Source organism: Microvirga sp. (assembly GCF_014699075.1).
Classification (GTDB): domain Bacteria; phylum Pseudomonadota; class Alphaproteobacteria; order Rhizobiales; family Beijerinckiaceae; genus Microvirga.
In genome coordinates, this window is sequence record NZ_JACXAB010000060.1 from 1 (window position 1) to 22,968 (window position 22,968).

Annotated in this window: 24 protein-coding genes and 2 pseudogenes; 19 read left to right on the forward strand and 7 right to left on the reverse strand. The window is 62.6% G+C overall.

Going from position 1 to position 22,968, the window contains the following annotated elements; translation table 11 throughout:
• Positions 1-158: 158 nt before the first annotated feature.
• From IC232_RS28380 to IC232_RS28405, 6 genes are all read left to right on the forward strand, one after another.
• Positions 159-326 (forward strand): DUF1127 domain-containing protein, encoded by a 168-nt coding sequence (locus tag IC232_RS28380; RefSeq protein WP_190848303.1) that lies wholly within the window; start codon positions 159-161, stop codon positions 324-326.
• 34 nt (positions 327-360) lie between these two features.
• Entirely contained in the window at positions 361-813 is a 453-nt protein-coding gene (msrB, locus tag IC232_RS28385) for a peptide-methionine (R)-S-oxide reductase MsrB (RefSeq protein ID WP_190848304.1), read from the forward strand.
• A 2-nt stretch (positions 814-815) separates the two neighbouring features.
• Positions 816-1,331: a peptide-methionine (S)-S-oxide reductase MsrA gene (msrA, locus tag IC232_RS28390; RefSeq protein ID WP_190848305.1), complete on the forward strand. Its 516-nt coding sequence runs from the start codon at positions 816-818 to the stop codon at positions 1,329-1,331.
• A 661-nt stretch (positions 1,332-1,992) separates the two neighbouring features.
• On the forward strand, positions 1,993-4,269 hold the full coding sequence (locus tag IC232_RS28395; protein WP_190848306.1) for a CDC48 family AAA ATPase: 2,277 nt from the start codon (positions 1,993-1,995) through the stop codon (positions 4,267-4,269).
• Positions 4,270-4,430: 161 nt separating this feature from the next.
• Complete coding sequence (gene cysS / locus IC232_RS28400; RefSeq protein ID WP_190848307.1) at positions 4,431-5,819, forward strand: cysteine--tRNA ligase; 1,389 nt, start codon at positions 4,431-4,433, stop codon at positions 5,817-5,819.
• Between the two features lie 45 nt (positions 5,820-5,864).
• Positions 5,865-6,572: an SDR family NAD(P)-dependent oxidoreductase gene (locus tag IC232_RS28405; protein WP_190848308.1), complete on the forward strand. Its 708-nt coding sequence runs from the start codon at positions 5,865-5,867 to the stop codon at positions 6,570-6,572.
• Between the two features lie 489 nt (positions 6,573-7,061).
• Here IC232_RS28405 and IC232_RS28410 read toward each other — a convergent pair whose 3' ends face one another.
• Both IC232_RS28410 and IC232_RS32665 read right to left on the reverse strand, forming a co-directional pair.
• Complete coding sequence (locus IC232_RS28410) at positions 7,062-7,376, reverse strand: hypothetical protein (protein WP_190848309.1); 315 nt, start codon at positions 7,374-7,376, stop codon at positions 7,062-7,064.
• Positions 7,377-7,457: 81 nt separating this feature from the next.
• Positions 7,458-7,658, reverse strand: a pseudogene (locus tag IC232_RS32665) (hypothetical protein); the annotation flags it as partial.
• A gap of 249 nt (positions 7,659-7,907) precedes the next feature.
• On the opposite strand from IC232_RS32665, the gene IC232_RS28415 reads away from it, so the two are divergent.
• Positions 7,908-8,474 carry a TetR/AcrR family transcriptional regulator gene (locus IC232_RS28415; RefSeq protein ID WP_246812465.1) on the forward strand — a complete coding sequence of 189 codons (567 nt, stop codon included), beginning with the start codon at positions 7,908-7,910 and terminating at the stop codon, positions 8,472-8,474.
• A 224-nt stretch (positions 8,475-8,698) separates the two neighbouring features.
• On the opposite strand, the gene IC232_RS28420 is transcribed toward IC232_RS28415, so the two are convergent.
• From IC232_RS28420 to IC232_RS28440, 5 genes are all read right to left on the reverse strand, one after another.
• Entirely contained in the window at positions 8,699-9,595 is an 897-nt protein-coding gene (locus tag IC232_RS28420) for a helix-turn-helix domain-containing protein (protein ID WP_190848311.1), read from the reverse strand.
• 127 nt (positions 9,596-9,722) lie between these two features.
• The gene (locus IC232_RS28425; protein ID WP_190848312.1) at positions 9,723-10,358 is read right to left on the reverse strand and encodes a response regulator; all 636 of its coding nucleotides are present in this window, start codon (positions 10,356-10,358) and stop codon (positions 9,723-9,725) included.
• An 85-nt stretch (positions 10,359-10,443) separates the two neighbouring features.
• Positions 10,444-12,324, reverse strand: coding sequence for a PAS domain-containing protein (locus tag IC232_RS28430; protein WP_190848313.1), 1,881 nt, complete (start codon positions 12,322-12,324; stop codon positions 10,444-10,446).
• A gap of 152 nt (positions 12,325-12,476) precedes the next feature.
• Complete coding sequence (locus IC232_RS28435; RefSeq protein ID WP_190848314.1) at positions 12,477-13,376, reverse strand: helix-turn-helix domain-containing protein; 900 nt, start codon at positions 13,374-13,376, stop codon at positions 12,477-12,479.
• Between the two features lie 162 nt (positions 13,377-13,538).
• On the reverse strand, positions 13,539-14,381 hold the full coding sequence (locus IC232_RS28440; protein ID WP_190848315.1) for a helix-turn-helix domain-containing protein: 843 nt from the start codon (positions 14,379-14,381) through the stop codon (positions 13,539-13,541).
• Positions 14,382-14,942: 561 nt separating this feature from the next.
• On the opposite strand from IC232_RS28440, the gene IC232_RS28445 reads away from it, so the two are divergent.
• From IC232_RS28445 to IC232_RS32670, 12 genes and pseudogenes are all read left to right on the forward strand, one after another.
• The gene (locus tag IC232_RS28445; RefSeq protein WP_190848326.1) at positions 14,943-15,764 is read left to right on the forward strand and encodes an alpha/beta fold hydrolase; all 822 of its coding nucleotides are present in this window, start codon (positions 14,943-14,945) and stop codon (positions 15,762-15,764) included.
• A 31-nt stretch (positions 15,765-15,795) separates the two neighbouring features.
• On the forward strand, positions 15,796-16,767 hold the full coding sequence (locus IC232_RS28450; RefSeq protein WP_190848316.1) for an MBL fold metallo-hydrolase: 972 nt from the start codon (positions 15,796-15,798) through the stop codon (positions 16,765-16,767).
• A gap of 27 nt (positions 16,768-16,794) precedes the next feature.
• Positions 16,795-17,829: an alpha/beta fold hydrolase gene (locus IC232_RS28455; protein WP_190848317.1), complete on the forward strand. Its 1,035-nt coding sequence runs from the start codon at positions 16,795-16,797 to the stop codon at positions 17,827-17,829.
• Positions 17,830-17,879: 50 nt separating this feature from the next.
• Entirely contained in the window at positions 17,880-18,347 is a 468-nt protein-coding gene (locus IC232_RS28460) for a DUF1348 family protein (protein ID WP_190848318.1), read from the forward strand.
• Positions 18,348-18,363: 16 nt separating this feature from the next.
• Positions 18,364-18,738, forward strand: a complete 375-nt coding sequence (locus IC232_RS28465; RefSeq protein WP_190848319.1) for a nuclear transport factor 2 family protein — start codon at positions 18,364-18,366, stop codon at positions 18,736-18,738.
• Between the two features lie 27 nt (positions 18,739-18,765).
• A complete protein-coding gene (locus tag IC232_RS28470) occupies positions 18,766-19,767 on the forward strand; it encodes an MBL fold metallo-hydrolase (protein WP_190848320.1) in 1,002 nt (333 codons plus the stop codon).
• A 37-nt stretch (positions 19,768-19,804) separates the two neighbouring features.
• The gene (locus IC232_RS28475; RefSeq protein ID WP_190848321.1) at positions 19,805-20,740 is read left to right on the forward strand and encodes an MBL fold metallo-hydrolase; all 936 of its coding nucleotides are present in this window, start codon (positions 19,805-19,807) and stop codon (positions 20,738-20,740) included.
• A gap of 11 nt (positions 20,741-20,751) precedes the next feature.
• Positions 20,752-21,741, forward strand: coding sequence for an alpha/beta hydrolase (locus tag IC232_RS28480; RefSeq protein WP_190848322.1), 990 nt, complete (start codon positions 20,752-20,754; stop codon positions 21,739-21,741).
• 20 nt (positions 21,742-21,761) lie between these two features.
• Complete coding sequence (locus IC232_RS28485; protein WP_190848323.1) at positions 21,762-22,406, forward strand: pyridoxamine 5'-phosphate oxidase family protein; 645 nt, start codon at positions 21,762-21,764, stop codon at positions 22,404-22,406.
• Positions 22,403-22,630 carry a hypothetical protein gene (locus tag IC232_RS28490; protein WP_190848324.1) on the forward strand — a complete coding sequence of 76 codons (228 nt, stop codon included), beginning with the start codon at positions 22,403-22,405 and terminating at the stop codon, positions 22,628-22,630. The genes IC232_RS28485 and IC232_RS28490 overlap by 4 nt, the downstream gene beginning before the upstream one ends.
• Positions 22,620-22,838 carry a hypothetical protein gene (locus IC232_RS28495; RefSeq protein WP_190848325.1) on the forward strand — a complete coding sequence of 73 codons (219 nt, stop codon included), beginning with the start codon at positions 22,620-22,622 and terminating at the stop codon, positions 22,836-22,838. Before IC232_RS28490 ends, IC232_RS28495 begins: the two co-directional genes overlap by 11 nt.
• Positions 22,839-22,895: 57 nt before the next feature.
• A pseudogene (locus IC232_RS32670) lies at positions 22,896-22,968 on the forward strand (NAD(P)H:quinone oxidoreductase); the annotation flags it as partial.

Sequence of the window (22,968 nt, forward strand, 5' to 3'; positions counted from 1 at the left end):
GGGCAGTTCCTGCTCAAGGACGTCGGCCTGCTCGCCCTCTCCCTCTGGATCGCCATCGACTCGCTCGCGGCGCTCCGTTCCGGCCGCTGATACTCCGATAGCAGCAATCACCATTCCCAAACCGGCCATGCTGGCCCATTCAACATTAGGAGTTTTCCATGTTTGTCACATTCATGCTGTCGAAGATCCGCGCCTATCAGCGCTACCGCGAGACCGTCCGCGAACTGATGCAGTTCTCCGATCGCGAGCTCGATGATCTTGGCATCTCCCGCGGCGAGATCGATCTCATCGCACGCCAGAACGCAGTCTCGTCAACCACTTCCTGAGCCCATCGTCCTCATGACGGAAGGAGAACAGCCAATGAAGACCTATCACAAGAACCCCGACGCCCTGTCCTGTCTCACCCCGGAGCAGTACCGGGTAACGCAGACGGACGGCACTGAGCGCCCCTTCGCCAACGAATACTGGAACAACGACGAACCCGGACTCTATGTTGACGTCGTCTCAGGCGAGCCTCTTTTCGCCTCGTTCGACAAGTATGACAGCGGCAGCGGCTGGCCCAGCTTCGTCAAACCGATTGAGGCCGACAACATCATCGAGAGCCGCGATACGAGCCATGGCACTGTGCGAACCGAGGTGCGCTCGGCCCACGGCGACAGCCACCTGGGACACGTGTTCCCGGATGGACCACAAGAGGACGGCGGATTGCGTTACTGCATCAACTCGGCCTCGTTGCAGTTCGTCCACCTGGATGAGTTAGAAAGTAAGGGCTATGGCGAGTTTCGCAGGCTCTTTGCAGAGAAAGGAGAATGAACATGACTGGTGTAGTTGAACGGGCCATTCTGGCCGGGGGCTGCTTCTGGGGCATGCAGGATCTCATCCGACGCCGCCCCGGCGTCGTCTCCACCCGCGTCGGGTACTCCGGCGGGGACGTGCCGAACGCGACCTACCGCAACCACGGCACACACGCCGAAGCGATTGAGATCATCTTCGACCCGGAGAAGACAAGCTTCCGCGACCTGCTGGAGTTCTTCTTCCAGATCCATGACCCGAGCACGAAGAACCGGCAGGGGAATGACCTCGGCCTGAGCTACCGCTCGGCGATCTTCTACACCTCGGACGAGCAGCGCCAGGTGGCCGAGGACACGATTGCGGATGTGGATGCCTCGGGCCTGTGGCCGGGCAAGGTCGTCACGGAACTTGCCCCTGCGGGTGACTTCTGGGAGGCGGAGCCGGAGCACCAGGACTATCTCGAGCGGCTTCCGAATGGCTACACCTGCCACTTTGTCCGTCCGGGTTGGAAGCTGCCTCGTCGCAGCACCGCTGCCTAGGTCTGCAAGCATGGAGCGTTGATCTCCACCCGGAGATCTCCGTAAAAGAAAGGGCCCGGATTGCTCCGGGCCCTTTTGTCTGCTCGATTAGAGTCATCATGGTCGACACTTATGCCGGCTGTATGAGCGGCGCTCAAAGCTCCAATCTTCAGGCGTGAAGACTAGCGCGGACCGTCAGAACACAATTCACACTCACAATTTCCGCAAGTTCCGACAAGCTCCCGCAATATCGAGACAATCGCTGACTAGGCGTCAATGGGCATTCGACTCATGATAACGCGTGAGACTACCGCTAAGTGCTTTCCAGGCGCGTACCGCAAAAATGGCCGAATTGGACCGGAACAAGTTAGTCGTCCATACAGATTGGCGTGCTGTTTAGGCGTGTGGGACTGGCGAATAGCAGCAAGCGAGGCCACCATGAAACACGACCATATCGCTTCACCTGTGGCTGGAGACTGCGATTGAGGCTACCCTCGAACCAAGAGCATATCCCCACCAAAGAACAAGCAGTTAGCAAAAAGTGAGGTGTTTGATCTGCGGATTTCTTGCCGAAGCCTAGCCCAGACCTCCGGACCTGTAACACGCAAGAGAATCTGCACACGGCGTTCATCGAGGTGCTTGCCACCGCGTGTTCGCTTAACTCACCGATGGGACGGCAGCAATGGCAGAAATTGGGCAGGCGGTACGCCTCCAGGTCGCGAATGCTCCCCTTGGCGATGCAGGACGCGGCATAGCTCGGATGAGCCATCAGGCACTCACAGCGATGGCTCTTCAAGAGGGAGAGGCTATCGAAATCATCGGCAAACGCCACACGACGGCTCTGGTCGTCGGCCCTTATCCTGAGGACGAAGGGCTCGACATCCTCCGCCTCGATGGCCTCCAGCGCGTCAGTGCCGCGGTCGGCAGTGGCGATTATGTCGAGGTCAAAAGGGCCGAAGTTCGCCCAGCAGCGCGAGTCGTGCTCGCTCCCGCCCAGAAAGGATTCCGCCTGCAGGGTTGCAGCGACGCCCTGAAGCGCACCTTCCATCAGCGGCCGCTCACGGCGGGCGACGTGATCTCCACCTCTGTCTGCACCCCCAACATCGCCGGCTCCCGCCTGCCCGACGAGCTGAGCGGGATGTTGAATATTCCGGCCTTCGGCCTACAGGAGATCCGTCTTGTGGTCGTCTCGACCGAGCCCCGCGGCATCGTTCAGGTCACGGCCAAGACAGAAGTCGATCTTCGTCCGCAGTTCGAGGAGCCGAAGGAAGTGCGGCGGGGGGACGTCACATATGACGACATCGGCGGTCTCGGCAGCACGGTTGATCAGGTGCGCGAGATGGTGGAACTGCCGCTGCGCCATCCGGAGCTATTCCAGCGCCTCGGCATCGATCCGCCAAAAGGGGTTCTGCTCTACGGTCCTCCCGGCACCGGCAAAACCCGGCTGGCCCGTGCCGTGGCTAACGAGACGGAAGCACGGTTCTTTCACATCGCCGGCCCCGAGATCATGGGCCGTCACTACGGCGAGTCGGAGCAGCGTTTGCGGCAGGTCTTCCAGGAGGCTCAGCAGAATGCACCCGCCATCATCTTCATCGATGAGATCGACAGCATCGCTCCCAAGCGTGAGGAAGTCACAGGCGAGGTTGAGCGGCGCGTCGTGGCGCAGTTGCTCACCCTTATGGATGGGCTAGAGCCGCGCCAGAACATCGTGGTGATCGGCGCGACGAACCGGCGGGAGGCCATCGACGAAGCCCTGCGCCGTCCGGGTCGGTTCGACCGCGAAATCGTCATCGGCGTCCCGGACGAGCCCGGCCGGCGCGAGATCCTGGCGATCCACATGCGCGGCATGCCCCTAGCCGAGGACGTGAACCTCGACGAGGTCGCCCGAACCACCTACGGCTTCGTCGGTGCGGATCTTGCGGCTCTCTCCCGCGAGGCGGCCATGGACTCCCTGCGGCGCATCCTGCCGGGCATTAATCTCAGGGACGGCATTCCCTCGGATGTGCTCGAGAGCCTGCAGGTCACGCGGCAGGACTTCCTCAACGCCATGAAGCGGGTTCAACCCTCGGCCCTGCGCGAGATCGTGATCCAGGTGCCCAACGTCACCTGGGACGATATCGGCGGTGTGGAGGAGGCCAGGACCCGCCTGCGCGAAGGCGTGGAGCTTCCGCTCAAGAACCCCGAGTCGCTCCGCCGCGTCGGGATTCGTCCGGCCAAGGGCTTCCTGCTCTTTGGTCCGCCCGGCACCGGCAAGACGCTTCTGGCGAAGGCGGTTGCCCGGGAGGCTCAGGCCAATTTCGTGGCAACCAAATCCTCCGACCTTCTCTCCAAATGGTATGGCGAGTCAGAGCAGCAGGTGTCGCGCCTCTTCGCCCGCGCCCGCCAGGTCGCGCCCACCGTGATCTTCATCGACGAGATCGACTCCCTTGCTCCCGTCCGCGGCAGCGGGCTTGGCGAGCCCGCCGTGACCGAGCGTGTGGTCAACACGATCCTGACAGAAATGGACGGTCTTGAGGAGCTTCAGAGCGTCGTCGTCATGGCGGCCACCAACCGGCCGAACCTGATTGACCCTGCCCTGCTGCGGCCGGGCCGGTTCGACGAGCTGATCTACGTGCCGGTCCCCGATGCTCAGGGGCGGCGGCATATCCTCGGCATTCACACCAAGGCCATGCCTCTGGGGCCGGATATCGATTTGGACGTGATCGCCGAACGGACCAGCCGTTTCACCGGAGCCGATCTCGAGGATCTCACACGCCGAGCCGGTCTATTTGCCCTGCGTGAAGCCCTCGACGCGCAGACCATCACTATGGCCCACTTTGAGCAGGCCCTGCGGGAGGCACGGCCCTCGGTCACGCCGGAAATGGAGCACGAATACGAAGACATGGTGGCCACCCTGAAGCAGCAAGGACCGCAGCGCCAAGCGATTGGTTTCCTGCCGTTGAGACAAGCTTCTTCATAGGAGGGCCGAGGCCTTGCCCAGCCCAAGCACGTCGCTTCAATGTTCAGCTGCCCAAGCCTAGCTCTGCCTGCCTAGGCGTAACAGCCAGGTCATTCGGCTCCCTCTCCTTACATCTCCAAGGAGCAATGGTGGTGGTCCCGGATTGTACAGGAGGCAACTTCATGAACCTGCGTCTGCACAATTCGATGACACGAATGGTGGAGCCTTTCGTGCCTCAGGATCCCTACCGTGTCACCATGTACGTTTGTGGCCCAACAGTTTACGACACGCCGCATTTGGGCAACGCCCGGCCGGCAGTGGTCTTCGACGTGCTCTTCCGCCTGCTCCGATATCATTATCCGCAAGTTGTGTACGCCCGGAACTTCACTGATGTAGACGATAAGATCATGGAACGGGCTAAGGCGGATGGAGAACGCATCAGCGACCTGACGGAGCGCACGATTCAAGACTACCATGAGGTCACGGACGCACTGGGTGTGGAGCGCCCAACCCACGAGCCCCGCGCAACCGGCGCCATTGACCGGATGTTGCACATCATTGGCCTCCTGATCGACAGAGGGCACGCCTATGAGGCCGAAGGGCACGTGCTCTTTCATGTGCCGTCCTACCCAGCCCACGGACTGCTATCCCGTCACCTCCAGGAGGATTTAGAGGCCGGCGCCCGTGTCGATCCCGCCGCCTATAAGCGGCATCCCTCAGACTTCGTTATGTGGAAGCCATCCACTGTCGATCAACCCGGCTGGGACAGCTCCTATGGCCGAGGACGTCCAGGCTGGCACATCGAGTGCTCTGCCATGATCGAGGCTGTGCTGGGGACCACCATCGACATTCATGGCGGCGGAGCAGATCTGCGCTTTCCTCACCATGACTGCGAGATCAGCCAGAGCCAGTGCGCTCATGACGGAGCTCCCCTGGCTCGCTGCTGGATCCATAACGGCATGCTTCTCATTGACGGGGAGAAGATGGCGAAGAGTGCCGGGAACTTCACCACGGTCCGGGATGTCCTCGATCAGGGAGTTCCTGGTGCGGTGATCCGGCTGGCGCTGTTGATGACGCATTATCGTTCCCCGCTCGACTGGACCCAGCAGCTGCTTCGGGAGGCTGCCACGACACTTCAAGGCTGGCATAGAGCTCTCGACGGCATTGCCGCTGGTCAGGAAACGAAAGGTCATCACGCCCCTGTCCTGGAGGCCCTCGCGAGCGACCTGAACACGCCCTTGGCTATTGCGGAGATGCATCGGCTTGCCCACGATCTGAGGACTGGAAATCCGGACGAGCGGATCCCCATTGCAGCGGCCATGCGGGAAGCTGGCAGAATTCTTGGGTTCGATTTCAACAACAACGATGAGTTTCTGCGCGGACACGTGGGTGAAGAGGTCAGAGCCTTGATCGTGCAGCGTACGGAGGCCCGCCGGGAGGGGAACTGGGCTGAGGCAGATCGCATCCGGGACGTACTGAGGGCTAAGGGAGTGGTCCTGGAAGACACGCCGAACGAGACAACTTGGTACAAGGAGTCGAAACCGACAAGGGGCAACCGAGATGACGTCTGAGCATCGTCAAGAACATCGACCAACAGGCTGGAGAGGAGGACTCCCATGGGCAGCGGCAGGAACGAACGGGCGATTGTCTTCGGCGTTGGGCTCGGCCTGGGCATGGCGCTCGTGCGACGGCTCGCGGGCGAGGGCATGGCAGTCGCCATAGCGGCACGCGACGTCGGGAAGCTGGAGGGCCTGCGCGACGCGGCGGGGCTGCACGGCGTTACCGCCCATGCCTGCGATGTGACCAAGGGGGACGAGGTCGCGGCCGTGTTCAACGCCGTGGGCGCCGCGCCGGATCTCGTCGTGTTCAACGCCAGCACGTTCGAGCCAGGCAGCATCCTCGACATCGATCCCGCCGTTTTCGAGCGGTGCTGGCGCACCGACTGCCTGGGCGGCTTCCATGTCGGCCAACAGGCGGCCCGGCGCATGGTGCCGGAAGGGCGCGGCACGATCCTTTTCACCGGCGCGACCGCGAGCCTACGCGCCAGCGCGGGCTTTGCCGCTTTCGCAATCCCGAAATTCGGCCTCCGGGCGCTTGCCCAGAGCATGGCGCGGGAGCTGGGGCCGCAGGGCATCCATGTCGGCCATATCGTGATCGATGGCCAGATCGCGACGCCCATCGCACGCGAACGTCAGCCGGACCGAGATCCAAACACGATGCTTGACCCCGATGGGCTTTCGGCGACTTATCTGCACCTTCATCGCCAGCCGCATACCGTCTGGACGCTGGAGCTCGACGTCCGGCCTGCGGTCGAGAAATTTTGATCCAGATTGAAGAAATTGACAGGCTGCTGAGGAAGTTAGTCGTGATGCGCCTTGAGGACAGCCTCGCCATGGATGAAGGATAGCAAGTTACCAGCCGGGACGCGGGGTGGTTTTTCTACCGCTACGGCAAGTATTGCGTCCTTTTGGCGTATGCTTCGGCGGAAGCGCTGAAATGGGGCTACACCCGCGTTTACTGTTGTGCCGTAGGGTACCCGGCCTGATTGGATAGCGGCTGCCCCGTCGAGACCGGACCAACGCAGTAGCGGCCTGCCGCTGGCCTGCGCACGTTAAGACGAGCACTGATTTTCCTGTAGTCTGCGGAGAACGAGCATCAAGACAATGCGGCCGGCCGGAGAAGTTCCTCCGTTTCGGTTCCGCAGGTCGTCTCTTGAACTTACGTCATCCCTGATCGCCGTAGTTAAGATCCAGGCGCTCTCATTCGGAATGCATGCGGGCCGCCTTACTTCTCTCATCAGGAAGCCCCTCACGTCATATGTTGGCGTCACCACAAAGTGCGATGATCCTCCCGATCTTTGCATGAGCGATTTCGGCAAGGACACTGTCGGGTGAAGTCGCCCGAACGCGACGCACCAGCGCGCTCAACTCCGCCAGAACGCCTAGTGAATATCGCGAGCGATCAGCCTCGAACATGCGATCCATAGTATTAGTAAGGATTGAGCTTATCTCGACGAATTGGATAGCGAATTCATTTATGGGTTGCGACGAAGATTGATCAGCAATCACAGTTGTCGGGGCCGCGTCCTCCAAAAGGCGACTAGAGTGACAGTTAATCTCGTCAGGCATGTGTCTCTCCGCGGCGTTAAGCTGAGCGAGAGATAGCGGCCTCAAGTATCTCCTTTATGTCACAATTCTACGCCAGGCACGCTATGCTCTGTTTATGCTTGATCCAACCAGGAGGGCGGCGAGGCAAAGAGCGCCTATGAACAATGTGGCGGTCTTCTCGGAGAGAGTGGCAACGGCTCGCCACTCCATGTCCTTGAGCCTGGCCCATAGGCGCTCGGCGATACTGCGATGATTGTGGATCCAGTCTGGACAGGCGAGCGGTGCTTCGTTGGACTTGGATGGGCGATGACGGCCGAGCATCCTCATGCATGAATCGTGGGTAGCGCAAGAGCTCTGCCGGGGACGATGATCAGGCGACAGTCTGGTTGAGCCGACAGAGCAGGAGCGGACGTTGACCTACTGCGCCGGCCCTGGAGGTCTCATAGAAGGAGACCCTCATCAGTGCAGTGATCCCCTCTCCTTGACGCCGGAAGGGTAGGTGCCGATATGCCCAATCGCTTTTGACTGAACGCTTCAGGGCAAGAGTGGGAAATGTTGAGACCTGTTCGAGGCCGGAAGAGCTCTCGCGAGAAAATTCTCGACGCGGCTGCGGAGCTTGTGAGCGAAATCGGTTCGGGGCGGCTGACACTGGAAACCGTCGCCGAAAGGGCTGGTCTCAGCAAGGGCGGTCTGCTCTACAACTTTCACACCAAGGAAGCGCTGCTTCAGGCCATGGTCCAGCGCCTTGTCGACGAGGTCGCGGCGGAGCGGGAGACGCTCCGAGTTCAAGCCGAGCCCGGGCGCAACCTGGAAGCGCGCCTGTGCACAGCAGCGCTGCTCAAGCTACGCAGAGGCAGAATGAGGGAGGTCGCCAGTGGTTTGCTGGCCGCGTCGGCCGAGAACCCGCACCTGCTCAAACCTGTGCGCGAGGTGATCAAGGCGACCCTGGATAACCTGAAGGTCACGTCGGACGATCTGGACGCGGCGCTGGTGGGCTGGCTGGCCATTGAGGGTCTGAATAGCCTGGAAATGCACGACCTCAGCCCCTTCTCGGAGGATGAGCACGAGCGGGTCGTCCAGGCAGTCAACCGGCTGTTACGCAACGGAATCGCCGAATAGAACCCATGCGCGACACTACTGGGGGCCAGCGCAAGATCTGATGGGGTAGAGGGTGATGTCACGGTAACTTTTGGTCAGCAGCCTGTGGCCTAATAGCTGCGGCAGGACCAACCCCGTCAGCCATGTGCGACGATTGCGCAGACGAACTGAGGGTGCTGGATCCGCAGGACGCCTGACCGTCTGGGTAAGACGCATCCGTGGCATGCCGCCGATCGTAACGTCCTCTAGATCATCTTTCGCCGGTACTCCCGGGGCGAGTGCCCGGTGGTCTGCCGGAACAGGGCCGAGAACCGGCTCAGGCTGCCGTAACCGACCGTTGCAGCAACATCGCTGACCGACAGCGAAGGCTTGGCCAGGAGCGTCTTGGCCTGCTCGATGCGGCGGCTCATCTGGTAACGGTGCGGCGGCTCGCCGACGGCTTCCTTGAACGCCCGGCAGAAGTGGTACGGACTGAGTCGTGCGATCGCCGCCAGCTCGGCCAGGGAGATATCCTGCTGCAGGTTTTCCTCGATGTAGTCGCACACCGCCTTGCGCTGCCAGCTCGCCAGTCCTCCCTTGGCCGGTCTGTGCCACTCGGTGCGGTGGCCCGGCTTCAGGTCAACTGCCTGACAGGCCATGACCTCCGCCAGCAGAACGGTGGCAAACGCCTCGACATACATGCGGGAATAATTCTCCGGCTGCGCCAGGATGCGGTCGAGCTGCAGCATCAGCTGGGCCAGCAGGGGATGCTCGAAATGCAGCATCGGGGCGAGCACGGGCTCGCCTGCTTCCAACCATGAGCCGATCGCCGGGTCCAGGTAGGCGCCCGTGAAGGCGATGGGCGCGGTTCCCGGCTCGGCCCAGCCCTGCAGCCGGCACCCGGCCGGGATGAAGACCAGCTTGCTCCGGGCATCCCGCAGGGTGGAACGGGGGAGATCGTCCGCGAAGGTTTCACCATCCCTGCGATAGACGTTCAGCCAGGCAAGGTAATGCCGGCTGCTGTGGAGGCTGAAGTCGTGCGGCTGTGGTCGCAGCATCGCCACATGCTCGGCCTCGAGAACGCCCCAGCCATGGCTCAGCCGCAAGGTGTCGGCGGTCAGGCGGTTGCGAGCCTGCAGGGTTACCACATCATCCCGGTTCATGGTCGTCTCCCGGAGAGGTCTTGACAGTTCATGACGTGTGCGTTGATTCGCCATGGTGAACCCAAGCCAGGCCGGAGACCATTGGGGAGAGCCCGATCCGATCTCAGGGAAAGGCTGAGGCGCCGGCTCAGACCTCGACCATGCGGTGGCGGATGGCGTAGCGCACGATGTCGGCCGTGCTCGTGGCGCCGATCTTGCGCATAGCAGACGCCCGGTGGCTCTCGACCGTTTTGATGCCGACGTTCAGAATGGGGCCGATCTCCCGGCTCGTCCGCCCCTCCCCGATGAGCTGGACGACCGTGCGCTCCCGCGGCGTCAGCGGATCGCCGTCCTGCAGGTTCCCGGGCTTGAGAACCGCCTCAAGCAGGGTGCCGGAGACCTGGCCGGAGATGTAGGCCTCGTGCCGGGCCAGCGTCGCGATCGCCTCCAGGAGATGGCCTTGCGCATCTGACTTGAGCAGATAGCCCCGCACGCCGGCCAGCACCGCCTCCCGGAGGATCGCATCGTCATCGTGCATCGTGAAGATCAGGATCTCGGGCCGCGGAGGCCGAGCCCGGAGCTGCCTGGCCACCTCGATCCCGTTCATGATCGGCATCGCGTAGTCGAGCACCACGATGTCGGGCCTGCTTGCCTTGGCCGCCCTGAGCGCCTCGAGGCCGTCGCGCGATTCCGCGACCACCACCCAGCCGGACCTTGTCTCGATCAAGGCCCGCAGTCCGGTTCTGAGCACATCATGGTCATCGGCAATGAGGATGCGCGTCATCGTGGACCTCGCTGGAAGCAGGGATCATACCCAGGCTAGCTCCATGGTGCTTCGGCACCAGTCCGGTAAACTCCTGAGGTCGGCGTCAGGAGGGTGGATCGCTCGAACCGCCATCTGCTGTTGGGTGCAGCGGGATCGAGGCCTGCACCCTTGTGCCCCGCCGGCCGCTCGTCAGGGTCAGGTCACCCCCGAACTGCCGGACCCGGCTCCGCATGCCGGGAATGCCGACGCCCAGTTCCGGGACGGGATCATCGTTGGCGCCGGCCAGACCGACGCCGTTGTCCGTGATCCTGAGTGTCAGGCTCGGCCCATCCACCTGGATCCTCACCGAGACCCGAGTGGCTTGAGCATGGCGGTGGACATTCGTGAGGGCCTCCTGAACCACCCGGAGAACGGTCCGCTGCACCGGCGGGGCGATCCCGTCCGCGGCATCGTCGATCCTGCAGGTGAGCTTCAGGCTCGTGCGCCGGGCGAATCCCTGAATGAAGTGCCGCAAGGTCGAGGCCAGGCCGTCCCGGTCGAGGCTGGGGGGAAAGAGCAGGTATGAGAAGGCCCGGATCTCGCGCTGGGCCTCGGCCAGTGATGCCGTTGCTCGCTCAAGGACCGCGGCGAGGTCTGGATCATCAGGCACCAACTGCTGTATCTGAGCGAGGCCAAGTCCCGCCGCCGCCAGGTGCTGGGTCGTGGAGTCATGCAGCTCCGCCCCGATGCGCCGCCGCTCCTCCTCCTGGAGGCCAAGAAGCCGCTCCGCCGTGGCGTCGAGCTCCCGGCGCACGCTGGCCAGCTCCGTGACGTCCTCGTGGGCCAGCACCGCATGGACCGCCCCCTCGTGCTCGAAGCGGTTGGCCCGCAGCAGAAACCGGCGGCTGCCGCACAGGTATAGGATCTGGAAATCCGATCGGGTGCCGGCCAGCAGCGCGGTGACCCCCTCGGCCACAGCGGCCGCGTGGGGCTCACATCCGGCACAGGCCCGAAAGACCCTGACGTAGTCGGCTCCGATCGGATCGGTCGGCCAGGTCAGGACGTTGTGCTCGGCGAACTCACGCCAAGCTTGGTTGACGGCGATGATCCGCCCGGAGGCGTCCAGGATGGCAATCTGGGCTGTGAGGGAATCGAGGGTTGCATGCAGCAGGCCCTTGGCGGAGCTCAGCTCGGCTTGGCTGTCCTTGTAGAGTTGGATGCAGATCGCGGACCCGAAAATCCTGCTCACCAACCCGTCCGTGCCGCGCTGGAACACCTTTTCCCGGCTGTGCAGCCAGACATAGCGGCCGTCGGGTCGCCGCATGCGGTACTCCACCTCGGCAATGGCCTCATTGGACAGCGATCGAAGCTGGCTGAGGTGATCGCGCACGGCAGGGAGATCCTCTGGATGAGTCAGAGTGTTCAGGACTTGCTCATGCATTCCGGCGATCTCGTCACGCGACCAGCCCAGGATCTCCCGCGCCTGTCCGGAGATGAAGACATTGCGATGCTCGACGAGATCATAGACGTAAAGGATGTCGGGCGAGGCCTCGATCATCTTCTGCGTAAGGCGCCGGGTCTCTTCCTCCCGTCTCAGCGCCTCGTGCTCGACTGTCACGTCACGGCAACTCCCCAGGAGCCGGTAGATCCGCCCGGAGTCGTCCCGAACCGGGGTGAGCACGGTGTGCCAGTGCCTGACGCCGCTGGGCAGGTCCAGGGTTTCCTCATATCGGATGGCCTCGCCGGCTTCTACGCAGGCCCGGTAATGATCCGTCACGGCATCTGCCACTGCAGCCGGCAGGCATTCATGCGGTGTCCGGCCGGACACGTCAGAGTTTCTGAGGCCCGTGCGCCTCTCATGGGCCGGATTGAGGAGCTCAAAGACGAAACGGTCCGGCTCGACCGCAATGATGAAGAGGCTTTCGTCGGAGTGCTCGAACCAGACCTCACCCGCCTGCCTAAGCAGCGTTTCGGGGACTTGCAAGCGCCGCAATGGAGCTGTCATTCGCCTCTTCCAGCTGTTCCTTGGAACGGACTGGGATTAGACCACGAATGCGTGCCTGCTGGAATCCTTGCGACCCGGCACTTAGGGGGCGGTCCAGGCGTCCGCCAAACGCGGTGGCTGTAGAAATTTTCATGCTATCACATAGCAGCCTTCTAGATCATTTTCCGCCGGTAGGTTCCTGGCGAGAGGCCCGTCATCCTCGCAAAAAGGGCCGAAAACTGGCTTGGGCTGTTGTAGCCGACTGCCGCCGCCACGTCGGCAATGGACAGGGAGCGGTTGGCCAGCAGCCCCTTGGCACGCTCGACGCGGCGGCGCATCTGGTAACGGTGCGGCGGTTCGCCGACCGCTTCCTTGAACGCCCGGCAGAAGTGATACGGGCTGAGCTCGACGATCGCCGCCAGTTCAGTCAATGAGACGTCCTGCGCGAGATGCTCTTCGATGTAGTCGCACACGGCACGGCACCGCCAACCCGCGAGACCACCCTTCACCTGGGAGGCTCTGCCGGTCCTGGAACCGCCCCGCGACAGGCCGATTGCCTGGCTGTGCATGATCTCCGCAAGCATAACCATGGCAAACGCCTCGGCATACACGCGGGAATACATACCCGGCTGCGTCAGGATCCGGTCCAGGTGAAGCATCATCTGCGCCAGCAACGGATGCTCGAAGTGCAGCATCGGCACCAGCCGATCGGCATCGGTGTCAGGCCACGAGCCTGCCGATGGATCAAGATACGCGGCCGTGAAGGCGATCGGGCTCGCGCCCGGTTGCGCCCATCCATGGAGTCGGCAGCCGGCTGGAATGAAGATCAGCTTGCCGCGACCGTCCCGCAGGGTTGAGCGGGGCAGGCCATCGGCGGTTGTTTCTCCATCCTCGCGACAGCCGTTGAGGAGGGCAATGTAGTGGCGGCTGCTGTGAAGGACGAAGTTGTGCGGTTTCGGGCGCAGCATGACTACGTGCTCGGCCGCCAACGCGTCCCATCGAACGTCGAGCCGCAAGGTCTCGGACGGCAGGGGATCGTGGTAGCGAAGATCGACAGCATCGCCGAGTTTCATGGGCCCTCAAGTTGCTTGGAAAGCCACGCCATATCCGTCGACGGGGATGTCTATTCACTCGAATGAGCACAAAGATCCGTCTCACATTTTTACAGATATCCTGGTAGCTGGTCTTGTCGAGGCCGGACATTTCCGAAGAATTCGGACATGGCGTAGACGAATTCAGCCTCGACGGTGCCTGCGCCAGTCGCCGGGGGTGGTTCCGGTGAAAGCCCGGAACACGCGCGAGAGGTGGCTCTGATCGGAGAACCCACACGCCAAGGCGATCGCCCCGAGGGTGTCATTGGTGCTGGCCAGCCGTCCCTTGGCGTATTCAACCCGCTGTCGCAGGAGCCAGCGGTGGGGCGGCTCTCCGGTTGTCGCCTTGAAGGCACGGGAGAAGTGCCTGACGGAGAGCCCACAAGCTGCGGCCAAGTCGGACAGGGACAAGTTGCCTTGGAGGTTCCCCAACAGCATGTCCTTAGCCCGGCGTTCCTGCCACCGCATCAATCCGCCCCGGGGAACGTCAAGTGTGAGGCTGACCCCGCCGTAGGTTTGAGCCAGATGAACCAGCATGGCTCGGAGGATATAATCGACGAAGAGCGGCGAGGCTTCGTGGGGTCGCGACAGGGCCGGCAGGATCGCCCGTGTCAGGTGCAGCATAACCTCGTCCAGTTGCGGCGCCTCGATCGGGCACACAAGCGTCTCGATCCGGGGGGCGTGCGCCTCGTCTGTGAGTTCGTGCAACGAAGCCAGAGGAACGAACACGTGCAAGGAGTCGATCGGCTGTCTGATGTCGGCGATCCATGCTTGCCGTTGATCCACGATCATCAGTCCGCCGGGGGGCTTCGCGGCTGCCCGAACATGGCGATCGTCGCACCAGGCATTGTAGGAATCGGCTCCAATCAAGGTCAGGCTCGCCAGCCAGAAGTCGCGTCGCGCGTTCGGCAAGGTCGAGCCCAGGTCTGGCCGGCCACGGCGTGCCCGGGAAACCGTCAGTCCGCTCTGTCGGAACCGGACCGGCATCAACTGCTCGAAAGCGTCCAGCCGCCTCATGGGCGTGAAATAGGGCCTGAAAGCAACAACTTCATTCTCGGACGCACACATCGCTCTTCGACCGCTCCTCCCTCCACTCCCTGATGCAATCCGGGACAAATCTCCACGAGTTCATGAATGGAGCGGCATTAAGTTCCACTCGCCCGATCAACCCCGCAGGATTTGGCAATTTACGGCATTTTCCGGCAATCGCGTTCTAACACCGGACGGGCAACCGGAGCTATTTTCTCCCGCAGCGTAAGAAACAAAGGCGCTCCAAGCCGCCGCTTCGACCCGAACCAAGATCAGGTATCTGCCCTAACGGCACGCGGTGCCAGACACCACGCCCGTTCCGGCCAAGTCATGCTTTCAGGGAGTGTGCGCATGTCTGGCCCGCCGGCTCAAGTTTCCCTCGACCCATCCCGCCGAACCGTGCTCGCCGGTGCTGCGGGCCTGCTCGCGGCCTCAACCGTGGCAACTCCGGCCCTGCTCGCTGCTCCCGACCCAGCGGAGGCGCAGCCCCTTCCCGCCCAGCCTTCGAAAGGACAGCCCATGGGAACGATCACCACCAAAGATGGCGCGCAAATCTACTACAAGGATTGGGGTCAGGGGCAACCGGTGGTGTTCAGCCATGGCTGGCCACTCACCGCCGATGCCTGGGAGGACCAGATGTTCTTCCTTGCCAACAATGGATTTCGCGTCATCGGCCATGATCGGCGCGGCCACGGCCGGTCCGGGCAAACCTGGCATGGCAATGACCTCGACACCTATGCCGACGACCTCGCCGAACTCGTCACACAGCTCAACCTGCGGGACGCGGTCCATATCGGGCACTCGACAGGCGGCGGCGAGGTCACCCGCTACATCGGCCGGCATGGTACCTCGCGCGTCGCCAAGGCGGTGCTGGTCAGCGCCATTCCGCCGTTCATGCTCAAGACCGAGGCCAATCCGACTGGCCAGCCGCGGGAGAACTTCGACAAGGTCCGTGAGGGGGTGCTTGCCGACCGCACTCAATTCTGGAAGGACCTGAGCCTGCCGTTCTACGGCTACAACCGATCCGGCGCCAAGGTGTCGGAGGGCGTGCGCGAGCAGTTCGTGTATCAGTGCATGATAGCCGGCTTCCCGGCATCTTATTTCGGCATCAAGGCCTGGTCGGAGACGGACCTCACCGAGGATCTGAAGAAGATCACGGTCCCAACCCTCGTCGTGCATGGCGATGACGACCAGATCGTGCCCTTTGCCAACTCGGCGGAACGATCCTCGAAGATCATCCCGAAAGCGACCTTGAAGGTCTATGAGGGCGCACCGCACGGCCTGCCCACCACGCACAAGGACCGCCTCAACCAGGACCTGCTCGCCTTCGTCAAAGGCTAGGCCCATCCAGTACGGCCGAGGAGGAGATTCCATGACCGAGATCTCTCACCACCATCTTTCCCGTCGCGGCTTCTGCCTATGTTGCCTCGGCGCCACCACCTTCGCGGCGTCCGGCGCCTGGCTGACGCCGAGCGAGGTCTTTGCCCAATCCAAGAACATCGTCGACAGCATCCGAGAATCGGCGGCGGAGGCCCCGATCAAGGTCCACAAGCTGCGGGGCAACGTCAGCGTGCTCGAGGGCTCGGGCGGCAACATTGCCGTGCTCACCGGCTCTGACGGTATGGTCCTGGTCGACGCCGGCATCACCGCGTCGCGCCCGCGCATCCAGGAAGCGCTAGCAAGCCTCAGCAAGGATCCGGTCCGGCACCTGATCAACACCCATTGGCACTTCGACCATGCCGACGGCAACGAATGGCTCAAGAAAGAGGGCGCCACCATCATCGCCCACGAGAATGCCCGCAAGCATCTCGCGGAAGCCACGCGGGTCGAGGATTGGGACTTCAACTTCCCGCCCTGGCCGGCAAGTGCCGTTCCGAGCGAAGTGTTCGCTACCGACAAGACCCTAAAGGCGAACGGCGCGACGCTCGCGCTCAAGTACTACGGGCCGTCCCACACAGATGGTGACATCTCCGTCACCTTCGCCGAGGCAGACATCCTGCATACCGGCGACACGTACTGGAACGGGTTCTATCCCTTCATCGACTACTCGACCGGCGGCAGCATCGAGGGGACGATCAGGGCTGCCGAGGCCAATCTGAAGGCCGTCACCAACAGTACCACCGTGATACCGGGTCATGGTCCGCCGGCCAGCAACAAGGCGGAGCTTCAGCAATTCCGCGACATGCTCGTCGACCTTCGCGAAAAGGTGGCCGCACTCAAGAAGCAGGGCCGGTCTCTGGACGACACGATCGCGGCCAAACCGACAGCAAACTATGACGCCAAGTGGGGCCAGTTCGCCGTGACCCCCACCCTGTTCACGAAGCTGGTGTACATGGGCGTTTGATCTGTCCGCCGTGAGGAACGATCGGTCATGCCGGATGCAGCCAATCATAATCGCCGAAGCTTCCTCGGAGTGATGATTGCAAGCGGCATGGCGACCGCGGGAATGACGATCATGGACAACGGTAATGCCAGCGCCGACCAAGTCCGGAGATCAAGCCTCGGATTGGCTTCCGTCAAGCAGGTGCCAGCCGGCGTTCTCAACATCGGGTACTACGAGACAGGACCGAGTGCTGGCCCCCTGGTTCTGCTGCTCCATGGCTTTCCGTATTCGGTTGACAGTTATGTTGAGGTTGCACCAATTCTGGCTGAGCGTGGATGTCGTGTGATTGTTCCCTACTTGCGTGGGCATGGAACAACCCGTTTCCTCGACAGCGGAACACCAAGGTCTGGCCAGCAAGGTGCGATCGGGGATGATGTGGTCCGCCTGATGGAGGCCTTGGGGCTGAACCGGGCCGTGCTCGCCGGTTACGATTGGGGCGGTCGAGCCGCCTGCGTTGTAGCCGCCCTCTGGCCCGAGCGGTGTGCAGGCCTGGTGTCTGTCAACAGCTATCTGATCCAGGACATCGCCAATGCCGGACGTCCTCTCCCGCCGTCCGTCGAGTCTGGCCTGTGGTACCAGTACTACTTGCAGACCGAGCGCGGGCGCGCGGGACTCACGGCAAACCGGCGCGAACTCGCAAGAACCCTCTGGCAACGCAATTCGCCGACCTGGCGCTTCGGCGAGGCGACGCTCGACCGGCACGCCAGCGCGTTCGACAACCCGGACTATGTCGACGTGGTGGTTCACTCCTACCCCCACCGTCTCGGGCTTGCGGCAGGGTATCCACAATACGACGAGATCGAAAGGCGCCTTGCGCCGCTGCCGGCCATTCCGGTGCCGACGATCACGATGGATGGGGATGCGGACGGGGTCGTGCCGGCAACGGACGGGCGATCGTCAGCCGCCAAGTTCACGGGTGGGCGCAAGCATCGCGTGATCCCCAACGTGGGCCACAACCTGCCCGAAGAGGCTCCCACGGAGTTCGCGGACGCTGTGTGGGAGCTGGCGTCCGCGAGACGCTGATATCTGAGCCGAAGGATCTGAAGGACACGCCGTACAGAAGGAGACCTGCGATGACCGATCGTCCTCCCCTGCCACCCTTCACTCGCGAGTCCGCCATCGAGAAAGCCCGCCTGGCCGAGGACGGCTGGAACAGCCGGGATCCTGAGAAGGTCTCGCTGGCCTACACGGAGGACACCTACTGGCGCAACCGGGCCGAGTTCCTCCAAGGCCGGCAACAGGTCGTCGAGTTCCTGCGCCGCAAGTGGGACCGCGAGCTCGACTACCGGCTGATCAAGGAGCTGTGGGCTTTCCACGAGAACCGGATTGCCGTGCGCTATGCCTACGAGTGGCATGACGACTCCTTCAACTGGTTCCGCTCGTACGGCAACGAGAACTGGGAGTACGACGAGCACGGACTGATGCGCCGCCGCTTTGCCTGCATCAACGACCTGCCGATCAAGGAAGCCGACCGCAAGTTCCACTGGCCTCTGGGGCGCCGGCTGGACGACCACCCAGGCCTCAGCGAACTCGGCATGTAACCGCAGGAGATCCAGGATGGCAGTCCGCGTGGATTTCGACGCCCTGATGCAGGCACACCTGAGCCGCGTCTTCGGTAAGCGCGACGGAAGCCGACGACTAATCGCACTCAAGGAGATCTACGCGGAGGATGCGAGCCTCTTCGAGCCCGATGCAACGGCGACGGGATACGAAGCCCTCTCTGGCGCTGTCGAAGCGCTCTATTCACGCCTACAGCCGTCGTTCGTGTTCACCGCCGCGGGTCCTGCCGTCGGTCATAACGGAGTGGCCCGCCTGCACTGGCGTGCTGGTCCACGCGATGGTCCCACCGCTGTGACCGGCACGGATGTCGCCTGGGTCGAGAACGGGCGCATCAAAGCTCTGTATGTCTTTGTCGACCCTGCACCGCATTGAATCGTAATCAACCAGAAGGAGCACGCCATGATCAATCTTTCACGCCGCACCTTTACCTTCGGTCTGTCTGCGGGGTCCGCCGCGGTTGGCGTATCCCCTCACCCCACCTTCGCGCAAGGGCAACCGCAAGGCCAGGCAAGCAGCACCACGCAGGGGCAGGCCGACCATGCCAAGTCCCTGCCGCCGGCCGCCCAGTTCAAGATCGGCCGCTTCACCATCACGGCCCTGGCGGACGGCTATGCCGACATGCCCTTCTCCTACTTCCCCGGACGTGACGCAAAGCAGGTCGAGGACATGGCCAACACCATGGCGATGGCCAAGCCCGGTGGTGTGCGCTTCGTGTTCAACCAGTATATCGTCGATGACGGCGAGCGCCTGATCCTGATCGACGGCGGCCCCGCAGGCACTCTTGGCAAGACGGGACGTCTGCCCAGCGCTATGGTAGCCGTTGGCATCCGCCCGGACAGCATCGATGCCATCATCATCACCCACATGCACCAGGACCATATGGGCGGTCTTGTGGCCGGCGGGCGGCAGAACTTCCCGAAGGCGGAGGTGTATGTGGACCGGCGTGATGTTGTCCACTGGACCGACCCGGCCAAGCGGGCCTCCGCCCCGGATTATCTCAAGGCCAGCTTCGATATCTCGGCCGAGATGATGCGGCTTTATCCCAAGCTGCAGCAGACCAATGGCAATCACCAGATCACGCGCGGCGTCTCGCTCGTGGACCTGACGGGTCATACGCCAGGGCACATCGGGGTGAGGGTCGAGGATGGGGGGCAGAGCCTGCTCATGGTCTCGGATATGCTGTTCCCGGTCGTGCATCCGGCTGCCACTGACATCAACTTCCTGTTCGAGCAGGATCGGGACGCGGCTAAGGCCATGCGGGCGAAGTTCTTCCCGCGCGCTGCCGAGGAGAAAGCCCTGATCGCCGCCACCCACATGCCGTTCCCGGGCCTCGGCCGGATCATGTCCGACGCAGGCAAGATGCGTTGGATGGGGGCGGAGTGGGCATACCAGGATCTGTGAACGCAGACTGGGGCTTGACCGAGATGAGGATGCTTCCATGAGTCGAAACCAGTTTCGCAGCCCCAGCCGACGCCACTTCATCGCTGCGGGAGCCGCTCTCACAACGCTTCCCCTTGTGCCAAAGGGAGCCTATGCGGCCGAACCCTACCGCTTCAGCCATGGGGCTTTCGAGATCACCGTCCTCAGCGACGGGTTCATCATGCTGCCGGCCAGTATCATTCTCCCGGATACGGCACCGGACGAGCGTCCTGCCATCCTCAAGCGTCTGGGTGGCACTGCCGACAGCGCTCCCTTTCATGTCAACATTCCGCTGATCAGAGCGGCCAACGACCTGATCCTGGTCGACAACGGCTCGGGTGACAAGTTCCAGGCCAGCGCCGGCAAGCTCGCATCCAACCTGGCGTTGGCTGGCGTGGATCCGGCATCCATCACCAAGGTGGTCTTCACCCATGTTCATCCGGACCATGCGGGCGGCACCATCCTTCCCGATGGCAGGCTGCTTTGTCCTAACGCCCAATACTTCGTCGGTGACGCGGAGTGGCAATTCTGGACTGACCCGAATTACGACAAGACCATGCCGGCAGCCCTGCATGATTTTGCCCGCGGCGCCCAGCGTGACCTGTCCGCCGTCAAGGAACGGCTGACGCGGGTCAAGCCCGGCCACGAGATTGTCAGTGGCATGCGGGTGATCGAGACGCGCGGTCACACGCCCGGCCATGTCTCTTACGAACTGGCCGGCGGGGATGGTCTGATTATCGCAGGCGATGTCTCCGCCAGCAACATCGTGTTCTTCGAGCATCCGGACTGGCACTTCGGCTTCGACACCGAGCCGGAGATCGCGCTCAGGAGCCGCCAAGCCTTCCTGGATCGCGTGGCGGCCGAGAAGACCAAGGTGCTCGGCTATCACTGGGTTTATCCCGGCGTCGGCTATGCCGAACGCAAGGGCACGGCCTACCGCTTCGTTGCCGCTTAAAGGAGAACGTCATGACGCCAAACCCCGCTTTTCTCCTTGCCGCCGCAAGCCTTCTCGCGATGGCTGGTACGGTCATGGCGCAGCCGAATGGTCGCCCGCGAACTGAGCCCAACATCAATCAAACTCACTATAGGACGGTCACCATCGAGGGCGTCAAAGTCTTTTACCGGGAGGCGGGTCCGCCGGATGCTCCGGCCGTTCTGCTCCTGCACGGTTTTCCGGCCTCGTCCCACATGTTTCGTGACCTGATCCCGCGGCTGGCCGATCGGTACCACGTGGTGGCGCCCGACTACCCGGGTTTCGGCCACAGCGATGCGCCGGATCGGGCACAGTTCACCTATACCTTCGACAGCTACGCCAGACTGATGAGCCGGTTTACCGAGCAGATCGGCCTCGGCTCCTATGCCCTGTATGTGATGGATTATGGCGCTCCTGTGGGCTTCCGGCTCGCCAGCGGTGCCCCGAACAAGGTGACGGCCATCATTGTTCAGAACGGCAATGCCTATGACGAGGGCATGACCAGCTTCTGGGATCCGATCAGGGCCTTCTGGAAAACCGGCACCGGCCCGGAGCGGGAGGCCATGCGGTCCCAGTCGTCACCCGAGGCCACACGGTGGCAGTACACCGACGGCGTCAAGGACCTGTCGCTCTTGAGCCCTGACACCTGGACTCTCGACCAGGTACTACTCGATCGTCCGGGCAATCAGGAGATCCAGCTTGATCTGATCTATGACTACCGCACCAACCCGCCGCTCTACCCGCAATGGCAGAATTACTTCCGCGAGCGGCAGCCTCCGATGCTGGTGGTGTGGGGTCAGAACGACAAGATCTTCGTCGCGGCCGGTGGGGCAGCGTACAAGCGCGACAACCCAAAGGCTGAGATCCACATGTTGGATACCGGGCACTTCGCGCTCGAGACGCACGGGCCGGAAATCGCCGCTCTGATCCACGACTTCCTTGACCGGGCGGTTGCTCGCACGGGAGCCACCCGGCGGGAATAAGTCAGAAGGGGAAGGCTGCGATGAGCCACAGATATTCGGAGATCGCTTTCACCGACACCGTCAAAGCGGTGCAACAGCGGATGGGAAGCCGGGCGGCATACGCCCGGCGCGAGAGCGGTCCCGATGCCAATGACCGGCTCGGACCCGACGAGGCCGCGTTCATCGCCTCCCGCGACAGCTTCTACATCGCGTCCGTGTCAGAGACCGGGTGGCCCTACGTGCAGTTCCGTGGTGGCCCGCCTGGCTTCCTTCGCGTGCTTGATGAGCACACGCTCGGCTATGCCGACTTTCGAGGCAACAAGCAGTACATCACCACAGGCAATGTAATCGGCAACGACCGCGTGTCTCTGTTCCTGATGGACTATGCCCATCGCGAGCGCCTGAAGATCCTGGGTCACATGGCGGTCACGGATATCAGGGACAATCCGGACTCCGCAGCGGAACTCGCGGTGCCGGATTATCAGGCCCGGGTCGAGCGCGCCGTGCGGATTACCGTCGCGGCCTTCGAGTGGAACTGTCCCCAGCACATCACGCCCCGCTTCACGCAAGCCGAACTCGTCGAGGCGCTCGCTCCCATACGCAACGAGTTGACTGCATTGCGGGCCGAGAACGAGCGCTTGAAGCGGCAGCTGGGTGTTGGTGGTCAGGGAGGAACTCGGACATGACCGCAGCAATCGGCAAGTTCGCGTCTACCCCCACTACTCCGGCTTCGTATTTCGGTATTGTGCTGGGCCTGGCGGGACTTGTGGGTGCATGGCGAGCTGCCCATCAGGTCTGGGGCCTTTCCACAATCTACGGCGAGTTGTTGATGCTCATGGCCAGCGTCGTCTGGGCAACGCTCGTTGTCGCTTATGCGGCGAAGTGGGTCCTTGCACGGGATGATCTATGACACCGAGGGTGGCCTCGTGCGTCCCTCGGATGGCAGCCGGGCCCGCCACATCGGAACCCAGGCGGATGTGGTTCTCGGATGGGAGCCTACCCGCTGGTTCAGCGCCGAGCTCGCCTATTCCGTGTTCACGCCGGGACGGTTCATCAAGGACACAGGCCTATCCAAGACAGCCCACTTCGTCGGCTTCGAGACGGCTGTGAAGTTCTGAACATGCGTTTGCGTCTCTTCGTACCGCGTCGTCGCAACACAAACACGGAGATCTCCCATGGCCAAGATCCTGGTTGTTTACTACTCGTCCTACGGTCATATCGAGCAGATGGCCCAAGCCGTGGCGGAGG